Below are 12,253 nucleotides of genomic sequence, written 5' to 3'. Positions count from 1 at the left end.
GTTCATCAGGCGCTTTTTGGTTGTTGTTTTTCTTGGTCGTTAAACATCCTACCCAGAAAGCGCTTTTCTCTTACTCCCTCAACGACTCAACAACGAACCCACACCCACGAAAACAGCAATAGCGCCACAATCGCACACCGCGTCTTACACAACGTCACAGAACACGACACAGTTCGGCATCGCGGGATATCACGGCCCGCCGGCCGCCCACGGGACCGCCCGACGGGCCCGACCATTAGAATGTCGTGCTATGACCACAGCCAGCGATTCCCGTTCCCCCGCCTCCCCCGCCAAACGACGAGCCCACGGCGTGACCGTCGCCCGCCTCGGCTCGGTCGCCCGCTGGACGCTGGCCGTGCTCGCCTGCCTGTGGATCGCGCTGTGCGTGGCGATCGGCCCGCTCTACTGGGCGGAGGGATCGATCGCCGACTGGACGCAGTCCAACACCCTGTATTTCATCGCGACGTTCCTGATCACGCTGTCGATCGTCGGCCTGCTGGTGCGTTCGGGCCGTCCGCACGGCACGTCCCGGTCATGCGAACCACCGCTGTGGCGCACCATCGCCACGCTCGTCACGCAAACGATCGCAGAACGACTGTCCAGCACCCATCCCAAGCTCGACCGCACGTTGCGAACCATCGCAACATATCTCTCGTCCATCACTCGCCGCGCAGCCGCCGCAACCGGCCGCGGACTCACCCGCATCACCGACCGCGGCTGGAAGATCTCGCTCATCCTCATCGTCGGCTGGCTGTGGGTGCCCGCCACGCTGATGAGCGCGTTCGGCGCGGACGTGCGCTCGCAGGCGCGCGAGTTCAGCTGGGCGTGGAACCAGTGGACCGGCATGAAACAGCCGTACATCGGCTTCTTCTCGTTCGTGCCGATGGACATCTACCCCACCGCGCATTACATGTGGCCGAGCAGCCCGACCTACCTGACCGACCAGCACAACATCGTGCTCACCGTCCTCTACGGCGGCGCGGCGGCGATCTCGCGCTACCTGACCGACTCGAACGACGCCGGTTTCGTGGCGCTGTCCGCGCTGCAGTGGCTGTTCGCCGCGTTCTGCTGCGCTTCGGCCGCGAACCGGTTCCTCAACCTGCCGTGGCTCAGGCCCGCGCATGCGACTGAGCGCGTGGACCACGCACGTCCCGAACGCCCGCCCTACCTTCGCCAGGCCGATTTCGCGCATCCCGAGCGCGGCGTCGTCCCGTCGCTGACGATCACGCGACTGCGGCCGATGGCGTATCCGAACCGCGCGGCCGGCGGCTTCGCGCGACTCGTGACGCTGGTCATGTTCCTGACCTGCCCGCTGGTGCTGTTCTCGACGATCTCGCTCACCAAATCGCCGCTGTTCGCGTTCGCGTTCGCCTGGTGGTTCGGCGTGTGGTACGAACTGCTGATGACGTGGCGGCCGGGCGGGCGCAATCCGCTCGACGCGATCGTGCATACGCCGAAGCATACGTTGGCCGCATTCGCGTTGTCGACATGCGTGATGCTGATCTCCGCGAAGTATGCGTGGTACATCATCGCCGCGCAGATCGTGCTCGTCGCGTTCGCCGATCGCAAACGTTGGCGTACGTATGCGGTCGCGCTGCTGCTGCCGGTGATCGTCATCCACGGCGGCATCTCGCTGCTCGGCGCGACCGGCTCGATCATCACCGGCGACCCGATCGAAAGCCGCGGCGTGCAGCTGCAGATGATCGCGCGCGTCGCCAAACTCAACCCGGACGGCATCCCCGAGTCCGCACGCGAGAAACTCGAGCCGATCTTCAACCTCGACCAGATGGCCGAATCGTACTTCCGGCAGGATGCGGACCCGGTCAAATCCTCCGGCATCCAGTCGAAGAAGGTGAGCTACAAGTGGCGCACCGTCACGCCCGAGGACATGCAGCAGTTCAACGCCGCGTGGCTCGAGATCACGAAGGCGAACCCGGTGATCGCGCTCGACGCGCTGCTGGCGGAATGCTTCGGCTACTTCAACCCCACCGACATGCCGTACGTGTCGATGGACTACTACGTGACCAGCGACTACGTGCAGAAATCGAGCACGTGGCTCAAGCTCGTCAACCACGACTGGCGCGAAACCGTCGCGCAGAAGGCGCGCGACTGGGGCTCGATCCCGCTGCTCGGATGGGTCACGCACGGCAACTTCTATGTGACGCTCACGCTGCTCATCGGCGCGGCCGAAGTGGTGCTGCGACGCTGGCGCACGCTGCTCACGCATTTCCCGCTGCTGCTGCTCATGGGCGTGATGGCCACCGCGCCGGCGAACAACTTCGAACGGCACATGCTGCCGGTCGCGTTCGTGTTCTGCTTCGTGTGCCTGACGTTCTGGCGCGAGTCGCGTGCGGCGCGGGCGGATCGCGCGGCGGCCGATCCCGGCGACCCGGCGTGACGTTCGGACCGGTAGCGCCGCTGCGCCGGCCGGATTGCCCGAACGGTACGACCGACTAAGCTGGGAGCCATGACGGAACGTATGGGCGATGATTTTCTGGGGATGCTGGCCGAACATGGCTGCGATGCGGAGACGGTCGCGTTCGAATGTCTGGTGAATGGGCTGACGGATGCGCGCACGGCGTCGCTGATGCATGTGCTCGGCTGGCCCGATGACGCCCGTTGTTTTGCGGTGGCCGGTTATGCGGACGATGCCTGTGGCGTGTCCGCGACGCTGCTCCGGTTGCGTGCGGCAGTGCGCGATCTGGGAGGCTCATTGACGATCGCCGGACAGCATGACGGCGTGTGTGTCGCGTTGACGGCCGCGCAGGCCGCGGCGACGCCGGAAGTGACCTGCACGGCGATGATGCCCGCGTTCGCCGACGACCGGCCCGTGGCGCTCGGCCCGGTCCGGCACGGCGTGGACGGCGCGTCGGCGACCGTGCTCGCCGCGTTGAGCACGCTGGCGGCCGCTCCGGCGGTTCGGTTCGCGGGTGGTGCCGCGCAACCCGCGCCGGTTCCGCGCAATCCGCGCTCGGACGCACTGCGACTGATCCGCGCGGAGGACGCGCTGCCCGAACGTGCGCTCATCGGAGACGCGGACGCGAAACGCGAGCTGGTGGAGGCCGTCTACGGCAGCCTGACCGCGGCCGGCCCCGACGATCCGACGTTGGAGACCGTCTCGACGTTCCTCATGTCTGGAGGCTCTCTGGAGACCACGGCGAAGGCGCTCAACGTCCATCCGAACACGGTCCGCTACCGTTTGAAGCGCGCCGCCGACGCCACCGGCTGGGACGCCACCGACCCGCGCGAGGCCTACGTGCTGCGCACCGCCATCGCCCTGGGCCGTATCGCACGGTAACGGCGCTACGGAACAATAATCCATCGGATCGCGGGACATAGGCGGTCGACCCGTCGAATACGACAGGACCCGCGCTGCGAGAACGCAACGCGGGTCCTTGTTCGTGTCACGGCATCACAAGCCGTGACGATGATCTCTCAAACGAGAATCAGGCAACGGTCATCGGATCGACCGGGACGCCCGGGTTCATCGTGGAGGTGATGGTCGCCTTGGTGACGTAGCGGCCCTTCACGGTGGACGGCTTCAGACGCTTGACTTCGTCGGCCACGGCCTTGAAGTTCTCGTCCAGAGCGGCCTCGTCGAAGCTCATCTTGCCGATGAGGAAGGAGAGGTTGCCGTGCTTGTCGACGCGGAAGTCGACCTTGCCGCCCTTGATCTCCTTGATGGCCTTGGTCACGTCCATGGTGACGGTGCCGGTCTTCGGGTTCGGCATGAGGCCACGCGGACCGAGCACGCGGCCGAGGCGGCCGACCTTGCCCATCATGTCCGGGGTGGCGACGACGGCGTCGAAGTCGAGGAAGCCGTCGGCGACCTTCGCGATCAGATCGTCATCGCCGACGATGTCGGCGCCGGCCTCGGTGGCCTCGGTGGCCTTCGGGCCACGGGCGAACACGAGGACCTTGGCGGTCTTACCGGTGCCGTGAGGCAGCAGGACGGAGCCACGCACCAGCTGGTCGGCCTTGCGCGGATCCACGTTCAGGCGCAGCACCGCTTCCACGGTCTGGTCGAACTTGTACTCCGGCATGCTCTTGAGGAGAGCGATGGCCTCGTTGGCGGTGTAGAGGTTGTTGCGATCGACCTTCTCGGCCGCTTCGCGATACTTCTTGGAACGCTGTACCATTAGTCCTTCTCCTCTTCTCAGTCGGTGACCGTGATGCCCATCGAACGGGCGGTGCCCTCGATGATCTTCATGCCGGCTTCGATGTCACGAGCGGACAGATCGGCCATCTTGATTTCGGCGATCTCGCGGACCTGAGCCTTGGTGACGGAGCCGACCTTGTGGGTCAGCGGGTTCTCGGTGCCCTTGTCGACGCCGGCGGCCTTCTTGAGCAGAGCCGCGGCCGGCGGGGTCTTGAGGATGAAGGTGAAGGAACGGTCTTCGAAGACGGTGATCTCGACCGGGATGACCTGACCCATCTTGTCCTGCGTCTGGGCGTTGTACGCCTTGCAGAAGTCCATGATGTTCACGCCATGGGAACCCAGGGCCGGGCCCAGCGGCGGGGCCGGGTTGGCCTTGCCAGCCTGGATCTGGAGCTTGATCAGCGCCGTGACCTTCTTTTTAGGAGCCATGTTATTGGTTCTTCTTTCTGTGAAGCGGTGGTAGTGGCGAACGCCTTGGTTTCCCGCGGCGGACTCCTCCCGCAATCGTATGGTTGCTGTGCTGTGCTAGCGGGCCGTCGCATGCGTCGCCGCCGCGCTTTGCCCTCCAGACACAAACTCTTCTATTATGCTGTGCCCTCGCGACAAAGACACACGGCTGACGGAGTGGCCGGCAGACATGTCGTGCATACGAAAAATCCCCGCCCGAAGGCGGGGATCAACGATCTACGAAGTAATTTTCGCTACGCGTGCGACTTCAAGGCGCACCGAGGGAAGCGGTACTTGGTACCGCGACCGAGGAGCAACGCGGAAGGCGCTCCTTAGCGGAAATTACTGGAGCTTCTCGACCTGGTTGAAGCCGAGCTCCACCGGCGTATCGCGGCCGAAGATGGAGACCAGTACGGTGAGCTTCTGGGTGGTGGGCTCGACGTCGGAGACGACGGCGGCCATCGTGGTGAACGGGCCGTCGGTGACGGTGACCTGATCGCCGACCGCGTAGGAGACCTCGACCGTGCGCTTCTTGGCGGCGGCGGGCTTGTCGCCGGCCTTGCGCAGCGCCTCGGCGGAGATCATCGGGGCCATCATCTGCACGACTTCCTTGCGCGACAGCGGCGCCGGATCCTTGGTCGGACCGACGAAGCCGGTCACGCCCTCGGTCTCGCGCACGATGCGGCGAGCGTCCTCGTCCGGCCACATGCGGATGAGCACGTAGCCCGGCACGCGCACGCGGGTGATGACCTTCTTGCCCTTGTCGGTGTGCTTCTCGACTTCCTCCATCGGCACTTCGACCTGGAAGATCTTGTCTTCGAGACCGAAGCTGACGATACGGGATTCGACGTTGGTCTTCACGCGCTTCTCGTAGCCGGAGTACGTGTGCAGCACGTACCACTTGCCTTCGAGCGTGCGCAGCGACTTGGAGAACTCCTCGACGGCCTTGGCGCCGGCGTCCTCAGGGGCGGCATCCTCGTCGGAGTCGGCGGCCTGATCCTCGGAATCCTCGGACTCATCGTCGTCGGAGTCCTCGGCATCGGCCTCGTCGGCATCCTCGGTGGAGACCGGAGCCGGGGCAACGGAGGAGATACCCGGCAGATCGGCGGAGACGGACTCGTTCATTTCGTCCTCGTCCGCGGAGGCCACGGCGTCGAGGTTCACCTCGGGCTCGGTCTGGGCGGCGTCGTCATCGGTCACGTCGGGACGGGCGTCGAGATCCTCGAAATTCACTTCATCAGTCATTCGTTATTTCACCTTTTGGGTTGTGTCGTAACGATCAGCCGAACACCCACAGCGTGAGCTTGCCCAGACCGAAGTCCATGCCGGTGACAAGCGCCATCAGGAAGAGCACGAAGATGAACACGGCCAGCGACCAGAAGAACAGCTCCTTGGCGGTCGGGGTGACGACCTTACGCATTTCGTCGATAATCTGCTTGATGAACAGGCCGACGCGCATAAAGATGTTCGGTTTCTTCGCTTCCACAGATGTGCTTGCCTTCGCCATAACCATCCTTACGCTAGAGCATGTTTTCAAGAGACTTGGCAGGGAAGGCGGGACTCGAACCCACAACCTACGGTTTTGGAGACCGTTGCGCTACCAATTGCGCCACTTCCCTAGGTGAACTTGCCATCCAGTGCAACCACTCCGGTCCAAACCGGACGCTTGCGCTTGGCAAAACCGCCAAGTCGCTATAGTAGCGGGAATTTTCCGATTCGTCCAATCGAACAAGAAATCCCGTGGAAAAACCACGGGATTTCAACGATTCTTCGGCATGTCGCGAAAATGTTAACGGCTCGTCCAGCAATCACGGACCTCGCTACGCTCGGACCCAATCCTGCCCTCGCTCGACTCTCGTCTCGCTCAGGGCTCACCTACGCGAAGCCCACCGGGCTTCGCGCTTAACGGTTCGCCCATTCCTTGAACCGGCGCATGCCTTCGGCGAGCTGGTCGTCGGCGAGCGCGTACGAGAATCGCAGGTATCCGGGCGCGCCGAACGCCTCGCCCGGCACGGCGGCGACGTGCGCCTCGTCGAGCAGCGCGGCCGCCAGCTCGCTCGAGCTGGACGACACGGTGCCGTTCGGGCCCAACGGGCGCCCCAGCAGCTCGCGCACGTCGGCGAACGCGTAGAACGCGCCGGTCGGCGTCGGGCAAGTCACGCCGTCGATGTCGTTGAGCGCGGCGACGATCGCCTTGCGCCGCACGTCGAACGCCTTGCGCATCGCGTACACGGCGTCGAGCGGTCCGGACACGGCCGCCAGGGCGGCGCGCTGCGACACGTTCGCCACGTTGGACGTCATGTGGCCCTGCAGCTTGGCGGCGGCCTTGGCGACCGGCAGCGGCGCGACCAGCCAGCCGACGCGCCATCCGGGCATCGCATACGTCTTGGCCACGCCGTTGAGCACGATCAGCTGGTCGCGGCATTCCGGCACGGCCGCGCCGATGTACGTGGTCTTCGCGTCGTCGTAGTTGAGATGCTCGTAGATCTCGTCGGAGATGATCCAGATGTGGTGTTCGATGGCCCATTTGCCGATCGCGACGACCGTTTCGGGCGTCCAGACGGCGCCGGTCGGATTGTTCGGCGAGTTGACGATGATCGCCTTGGTGCGTTCGGTGCGCGCCGCCTCGAGCGCCGCAAGATCGGGCTCGAAGCCGCGGTCGGCGCCCGCGAACACGGTGACGGGCACGCCGCCGGCCAGTTTGACGGCTTCCGGATAGCTGGTCCAGTACGGGGTGGGGATGATGACCTCGTCGCCGTCGTTGAGCAGCACCTGGAACGTCGAATAGACGGCCTGCTTGCCGCCATTGGTCACGACGACCTGTTCGGGGGCGACCTCGAAGCCGGAGTCGCGCAGCGTCTTCGCGGCGATCGCCTCGCGCAGTTCGGGCAGGCCCGGGGTCGGCGTGTACTTGTAGTTCTTCGGGTCGCGGCAGGCGGCCGCGGCGGCGTCCACCACGTAGTCGGGGGTCGGGAAGTTCGGCTCGCCCGCGCCGAATCCGATGACGTCGAGCCCGGCGGCCTTCATTGCCTTCGCCTTCGCGTCGACGGCCAGGGTGGCGCTCGGGGTCACGTGGTTGATGCGGTCGGAAAGAGTTTGCCATTCAGCCATAGTCATGGCTTCTAAGATAAACCCGCGGCGCGATGTATGGAAGCGTGTCGCGCCGCCGATCGGCACTCCCTAGGCCTACACGAGCACGAGGTTGTCGCGGTGCACGAGCGGATGCGCGTATTCCTCGCCGAGGAAGCGTCTGAGCTGCACGGTGGTGCGCCCGAGCATCTGCGGTATCTCCTCCGAGTCGAAGCCGGCGAGACCGCGTGCCAGATGCGTGCCGGACTCGTCGTCGATCCACACCGGGTCGCCGGCGGAGAACGCGCCGCGCACTTCGAGCGCGCCGGCCGCCAGCAGGCTCGCCCGCCCGCCGCGCACGGCCGTCGCGGCGCCCGCGTCCACGACGATCGTGCCGCGTGGTTCGGCCGCGAACCCGATCCACAGCCGGCGTGACGATCCGCGCTGCTTGACCGGCGCGAACGCGGTGCCCACCGGGTCTCCCATCAGCGCCGGACCGGCGTTCGACGCGCAGGTGAGCACGGTCGGAATGCCCGAAACGGCGGCCACGCGCGCGGCCTCGAGCTTGGTGACCATGCCGCCGGTGCCGACCCCGGAGGTCGGTCCGGTCACGGTCACGTCGCCGAGCGTCTCGACCACGTCCGACACGAAGCCGATGCGCCGCGCGTCCGGCTGCGACGGCGGGGCCGTGTACAGCGCGTCCACGTCGGTGAGCAGCACGAGTGCGTCGGCGCGCACGATGTTCGCGACGAGCGCGGAGAGCCGGTCGTTGTCGCCGAAGCGGATCTCATTGCTGGCCAGCGAATCGTTCTCGTTGACGATCGGCACGACGCCGAGGTCGAGCAGTCTGCCGAGCGTGCGCTGCACGTTGCGGTACTGCTGCGGCCTGATCGTGTCCTCCGCGGTGATCAGGATCTGTCCGACGCGCACGCCGAACCGGCCGAACGCGGCCTCGTACTGGGCCATGAGCAGTCCCTGGCCGACCGCGGCGGTCGCCTGCTGCGTGGCGACGTCCGCGGGACGCGAGTCGAAGCCGAGCGGGCCGAATCCGGCCGCGATCGCGCCGGACGAGACGAGCACGACGCGCGCGCCCTCCGTCGCGGCCGCGGACAGCGCGGCGACGAGCGCGCCCAGCCGGCCCGCGTCCAGATGCCCGGACGGCTTGGTCAGTGAGCTCGACCCCACCTTGACGACGACGGTCCGGGCCCCCGCGACCGCCTGACGCACCTCGGATTCGGTGACCATGATGACTCCTCCCCCGCGAATGATCGCGCTACGCCTCGTCCACGTCCTCGCCGCGGCCGAACAGGCTGGTCTCGTCGTGGCGATCGTCGTCGACGGACGGATCGGCCCAGTGGCCGGCCGCACGTTCCGCCATCATCGCCTCGCGCACCGCGGCGCGCGCGTCCATCATCTCGTGGTACTGGCGGCGACGTTCCGAATTCGTACGGCGGCGTCCGCCCGGCTCCTCCGGCTCCAGACGCAGATCCTTGCCGCGCGCGCCCAGCTGGGCGCCGTCGAGCATCTCCGCGCCGGCCGCGATCGTCGGATCCCAGTCGAACTCGACCGCACGGTTGCCGCGGCCGATGCGCACCTCGTCGCCCGGCTTGGCGCCCTTGCGGCGCAGCTCGTCCTCCACGCCCAGCTTGGCGAGACGGTCGGCGAGATAGCCGACGGCCTCGTCGTTGTCGAAGTTCGTCTGCATGACCCAGCGTTCCGGCTTGGTGCCGAGCACCTCGTACCAGACATCGCCGTTGCCGTTCTCCTTGCGCTCCACGGTGAAGTCGAGCGCGGTGCCGCCCTCGTCGGCGCGGCGGCGGCGACGCGCGGCCTGCTCGAGCGGCTTGATGACCACGCGCTCCTGCTCCTCGGCCTCCTCGCGGCGGGCGACCTCCTTGCGCATGTCGGCCACCATCGCGGCCAGCGCGAAGTTCAGCTCCTTGAGGCCCTCGTGCGAGGCGGTGGAGATCTCGAACACCCTGAAGCCGAGCTTCTCGAAGTCCGGGCGCACGAAGTCGGCCAGCTCCTTGGCCTCCGGCACGTCGACCTTGTTGAGCACGATCACGCGCGGACGCTCCGGGATCGGGATCGCGCCCAGCGGCAGCTCCAGCTTGTCCGCGTACTCGGCCAGCTCGTGCTCAAGCGCCTCGTAGTCGGCCATCGGGTCGCGGTTCGGCTCGAGTGTGGCGCAGTCGATCACATGCGCGATGATCTCCGTGCGCTCGATGTGGCGCAGGAACTCGAGGCCCAGGCCCTTGCCCTCGGAGGCGCCCGGGATCAGACCCGGCACGTCGGCGATCGTATAGCGCGCGTCGCCGGCCATGACCACGCCCAGGTTCGGCACGAGCGTGGTGAACGGGTAGTCGGCGATCTTCGGCTTGGCCGAGCTCATCGCGGCGACCAGGCTCGACTTGCCGGCCGACGGGAAGCCGACCAGCGCGACGTCGGCGATCGACTTGAGCTCGAGGATCACGTCGCGCTCGTCGCCCAGCTCGCCCAGCAGCGCGAAGCCCGGCGCACGGCGCGTGCGGTTCGCGAGGGCCGCGTTGCCGAGACCGCCGGCGCCACCGGCCGCGGCGACGAAACGGTCGCCCTCGCGGCGCAGATCGGCCAGCTGCTCGCCCGGCTGCTTCGGCTTGCCGGCCGGGCCCTTCGCGGCGAAGATCACCGTGCCGACGGGCACGGGCAGGATCAGGTCCTCGCCCTTGGAGCCGTCCTTGGTGTCGCCGAGGCCCATCGTGCCGTTGCCGGCCGCGCGGTGCGGCATGAAACGGTAGTCGAGCAGGCTGTTCGCGTTGCGCGTCGCCTCGAAGATGACGGAGCCGCCGTCGCCGCCATTGCCGCCGTTCGGGCCGGCGAGGGGCTTGTACTTTTCGCGTCGGATGCCGGCGGAGCCGTTGCCGCCGTCGCCGCCCTTGACATGGACGGTCACGCGATCCACAAAATCACTCATGTTGTTACCTTATCGTTCTCTTTGGTCTTGTACGTGCCCTCTGGCGTGTGCCTTCTGCCGCTGTACGGCAGGGCATGCGTTGCTCGACACGCTCCGGGCCGCTCGGCCGAGTCATACGGTCGAGCAACGCATGCCCTGCCGTACAGCTACGCGTCGGTATCGTGGGACCGCGGCCGCATCGGCATAGTCATAGTCATGCTTTGTGGATCGTGCGGGAGGGAGGGAAGGAAGAGGATATAGAAAAAGCCGCGTCCGGGTGGGCGCGGCTTTTCTTACGCTTGATGGTGCGTGTCTCAGGCGGCGATCACGTCGACGACCTTGCGGTCGCGGCGGACACCGAACTTCACGCTCCCGTCGGTGAGGGCGAACAGGGTGTGATCCTTGCCCATGCCGACGTTCTCGCCCGGGTGGAACTTGGTGCCACGCTGGCGGATGATGATGTTGCCGGCCACGACGGCTTCGCCGCCGAACTTCTTGACGCCGAGGTACTGCGCATTAGAATCGCGACCGTTACGCGAGCTGGAAGCGCCCTTCTTATGTGCCATGATCTGTTCCTTTCGGTCCTAGCTAAGCCTGGTCGTTTCCGCTCAGGCGATCGCCGTGATCTTGACGGCGGTCAGCTTCTGACGATGACCCTTGCGACGGGCCACGCCGGTCTTGTTCTTGTACTTCATGATGTTGATCTTGGGGCCCTTGGCCTCATCATCAACGACCTCGCCCTTGGCGGAGACCGCAGCGAGATCCTTGGCGCCCAGAACAACCTTGGCGCCGTCGACAACGAGGGCAACCGGGAACTCCACGGCGTCGCCCTTCTTGGCGTCGAGACGGTTGACGAGGATGACGTCGCCGACCTCGACCTTTTCCTGATGGCCACCGGCCTTCACAATCGCGTACATGCTTAGTCCTAACTATGGTGTTATAAAGCTACTTGCCTGACGCACGCAAGCCGCTGGTCAGACACCGACTGTCTAACTTACACCGACCCGTGTACTAACGCAAGTTGAATTCGGCGTGTCAAATCGGCGTGTGTCGCACGCCGACCCGACACGGTCCTCCGTTACTCCTCGCTCTCCGCGTTGTTCGCGGCGACGGCAGCCGCCGCGATCTGCGCGAGCTTGGCCTTCACATCCGCCGAGGAGCCCTGCGGCACCTGCACGTCCGTGCCACGGCCGTGCTTGTTCGTGCGGATGAACGGATCGCCGCCCTTGAGCGCATACGGATCATCATAATCCGCGTTCACGGTCGGCTCGTCGTGCAGGATGAAGCCGCGGCCCTTGCAGGTCGGGCATTCCTCGGAGAACGCCTCCACCAGGCCCTGGCCGATGCGCTTGCGCGTCATCTGCACGAGGCCGAGCGAGGTGACCTCCGCCACCTGATGCTTGGTGCGGTCGCGCGCCAGGCATTCGATGAGGCGGCGCAGCACGAGGTCGCGGTTGGCGGGCATGACCATGTCGACGAAGTCGATCATCACCATGCCGCCGATGTCGCGCAGGCGCAGCTGGCGCGCGATCTCCTCTGCCGCCTCAAGGTTGCATCGGGTCACGGTCTCCTCGAGCGACTTGCCCTTGCCGATGAACCGGCCGGTGTTCACGTCGATCGTGGTCATGGCCTCGGTGCGGTCGATG

Annotated in this window: 12 protein-coding genes and 1 tRNA gene; 2 read left to right on the top strand and 11 right to left on the bottom strand. The window is 66.1% G+C overall.

All coding sequences use genetic code 11. The features are described from left to right. Positions 1 to 250: 250 nt before the first annotated feature. Together JS533_RS12580 and JS533_RS12575 are read left to right on the top strand one after the other, a co-directional pair. The gene (locus tag JS533_RS12580; protein WP_241515059.1) at positions 251 to 2,398 is read left to right on the top strand and encodes a DUF6020 family protein; all 2,148 of its coding nucleotides are present in this window, start codon (positions 251 to 253) and stop codon (positions 2,396 to 2,398) included. Between the two features lie 81 nt (positions 2,399 to 2,479). Then, complete coding sequence (locus JS533_RS12575; RefSeq protein WP_241515063.1) at positions 2,480 to 3,298, top strand: PucR family transcriptional regulator; 819 nt, start codon at positions 2,480 to 2,482, stop codon at positions 3,296 to 3,298. Positions 3,299 to 3,446: 148 nt separating this feature from the next. On the opposite strand, the gene rplA is transcribed toward JS533_RS12575, so the two are convergent. The 11 genes from rplA to JS533_RS12520 all read right to left on the bottom strand — a co-directional run. Continuing rightward, the gene (gene rplA, locus JS533_RS12570) at positions 3,447 to 4,139 is read right to left on the bottom strand and encodes a 50S ribosomal protein L1 (protein WP_033493473.1); all 693 of its coding nucleotides are present in this window, start codon (positions 4,137 to 4,139) and stop codon (positions 3,447 to 3,449) included. A gap of 17 nt (positions 4,140 to 4,156) precedes the next feature. After that, positions 4,157 to 4,588 carry a 50S ribosomal protein L11 gene (gene rplK / locus JS533_RS12565; protein ID WP_033493471.1) on the bottom strand — a complete coding sequence of 144 codons (432 nt, stop codon included), beginning with the start codon at positions 4,586 to 4,588 and terminating at the stop codon, positions 4,157 to 4,159. 360 nt (positions 4,589 to 4,948) lie between these two features. Beyond that, entirely contained in the window at positions 4,949 to 5,851 is a 903-nt protein-coding gene (nusG, locus tag JS533_RS12560) for a transcription termination/antitermination protein NusG (RefSeq protein ID WP_241515057.1), read from the bottom strand. Positions 5,852 to 5,885: 34 nt separating this feature from the next. Beyond that, complete coding sequence (gene secE / locus JS533_RS12555) at positions 5,886 to 6,113, bottom strand: preprotein translocase subunit SecE (protein ID WP_219058680.1); 228 nt, start codon at positions 6,111 to 6,113, stop codon at positions 5,886 to 5,888. Positions 6,114 to 6,149: 36 nt separating this feature from the next. Then, positions 6,150 to 6,225, bottom strand: a tRNA-Trp gene (locus JS533_RS12550). 283 nt (positions 6,226 to 6,508) lie between these two features. Next, on the bottom strand, positions 6,509 to 7,717 hold the full coding sequence (locus JS533_RS12545; protein WP_241515061.1) for a pyridoxal phosphate-dependent aminotransferase: 1,209 nt from the start codon (positions 7,715 to 7,717) through the stop codon (positions 6,509 to 6,511). A gap of 75 nt (positions 7,718 to 7,792) precedes the next feature. Next, positions 7,793 to 8,920, bottom strand: coding sequence for a glutamate 5-kinase (gene proB, locus JS533_RS12540; RefSeq protein ID WP_241515055.1), 1,128 nt, complete (start codon positions 8,918 to 8,920; stop codon positions 7,793 to 7,795). A gap of 28 nt (positions 8,921 to 8,948) precedes the next feature. Further along, positions 8,949 to 10,628, bottom strand: a complete 1,680-nt coding sequence (gene obgE / locus JS533_RS12535; protein WP_241515053.1) for a GTPase ObgE — start codon at positions 10,626 to 10,628, stop codon at positions 8,949 to 8,951. A gap of 293 nt (positions 10,629 to 10,921) precedes the next feature. Next, positions 10,922 to 11,173, bottom strand: a complete 252-nt coding sequence (gene rpmA, locus JS533_RS12530) for a 50S ribosomal protein L27 (protein WP_152357956.1) — start codon at positions 11,171 to 11,173, stop codon at positions 10,922 to 10,924. A gap of 42 nt (positions 11,174 to 11,215) precedes the next feature. Further along, positions 11,216 to 11,524 (bottom strand): 50S ribosomal protein L21, encoded by a 309-nt coding sequence (gene rplU, locus JS533_RS12525; RefSeq protein ID WP_219058676.1) that lies wholly within the window; start codon positions 11,522 to 11,524, stop codon positions 11,216 to 11,218. Between the two features lie 161 nt (positions 11,525 to 11,685). Then, positions 11,686 to 12,253, bottom strand: a 568-nt coding sequence (locus tag JS533_RS12520) for a ribonuclease E/G (protein WP_241515051.1), incomplete at its 5' end; no start/stop codon positions are given.

The organism is Bifidobacterium amazonense, assembly GCF_018555435.2.
Taxonomy (GTDB): domain Bacteria; phylum Actinomycetota; class Actinomycetes; order Actinomycetales; family Bifidobacteriaceae; genus Bifidobacterium; species Bifidobacterium amazonense.
This window is presented reverse-complemented; position numbering and strand designations above follow the sequence as displayed.

Bases quoted from the DNA above. Each gene is read 5' to 3' on its own strand.
- JS533_RS12580 (WP_241515059.1), top strand. From the start codon at position 251: ATGACCACAGCCAGCGATTCCCGTTCCCCCGCCTCCCCCGCCAAACGA.
- JS533_RS12575 (WP_241515063.1), top strand. From the start codon at position 2,480: ATGGGCGATGATTTTCTGGGGATGCTGGCCGAACATGGCTGCGATGCG.
- rplA (WP_033493473.1), bottom strand. From the start codon at position 4,139: ATGGTACAGCGTTCCAAGAAGTATCGCGAAGCGGCCGAGAAGGTCGAT.
- rplK (WP_033493471.1), bottom strand. From the start codon at position 4,588: ATGGCTCCTAAAAAGAAGGTCACGGCGCTGATCAAGCTCCAGATCCAG.
- nusG (WP_241515057.1), bottom strand. From the start codon at position 5,851: ATGACTGATGAAGTGAATTTCGAGGATCTCGACGCCCGTCCCGACGTG.
- secE (WP_219058680.1), bottom strand. From the start codon at position 6,113: ATGGCGAAGGCAAGCACATCTGTGGAAGCGAAGAAACCGAACATCTTT.
- JS533_RS12545 (WP_241515061.1), bottom strand. From the start codon at position 7,717: ATGGCTGAATGGCAAACTCTTTCCGACCGCATCAACCACGTGACCCCG.
- proB (WP_241515055.1), bottom strand. From the start codon at position 8,920: ATGGTCACCGAATCCGAGGTGCGTCAGGCGGTCGCGGGGGCCCGGACC.
- obgE (WP_241515053.1), bottom strand. From the start codon at position 10,628: ATGAGTGATTTTGTGGATCGCGTGACCGTCCATGTCAAGGGCGGCGAC.
- rpmA (WP_152357956.1), bottom strand. From the start codon at position 11,173: ATGGCACATAAGAAGGGCGCTTCCAGCTCGCGTAACGGTCGCGATTCT.
- rplU (WP_219058676.1), bottom strand. From the start codon at position 11,524: ATGTACGCGATTGTGAAGGCCGGTGGCCATCAGGAAAAGGTCGAGGTC.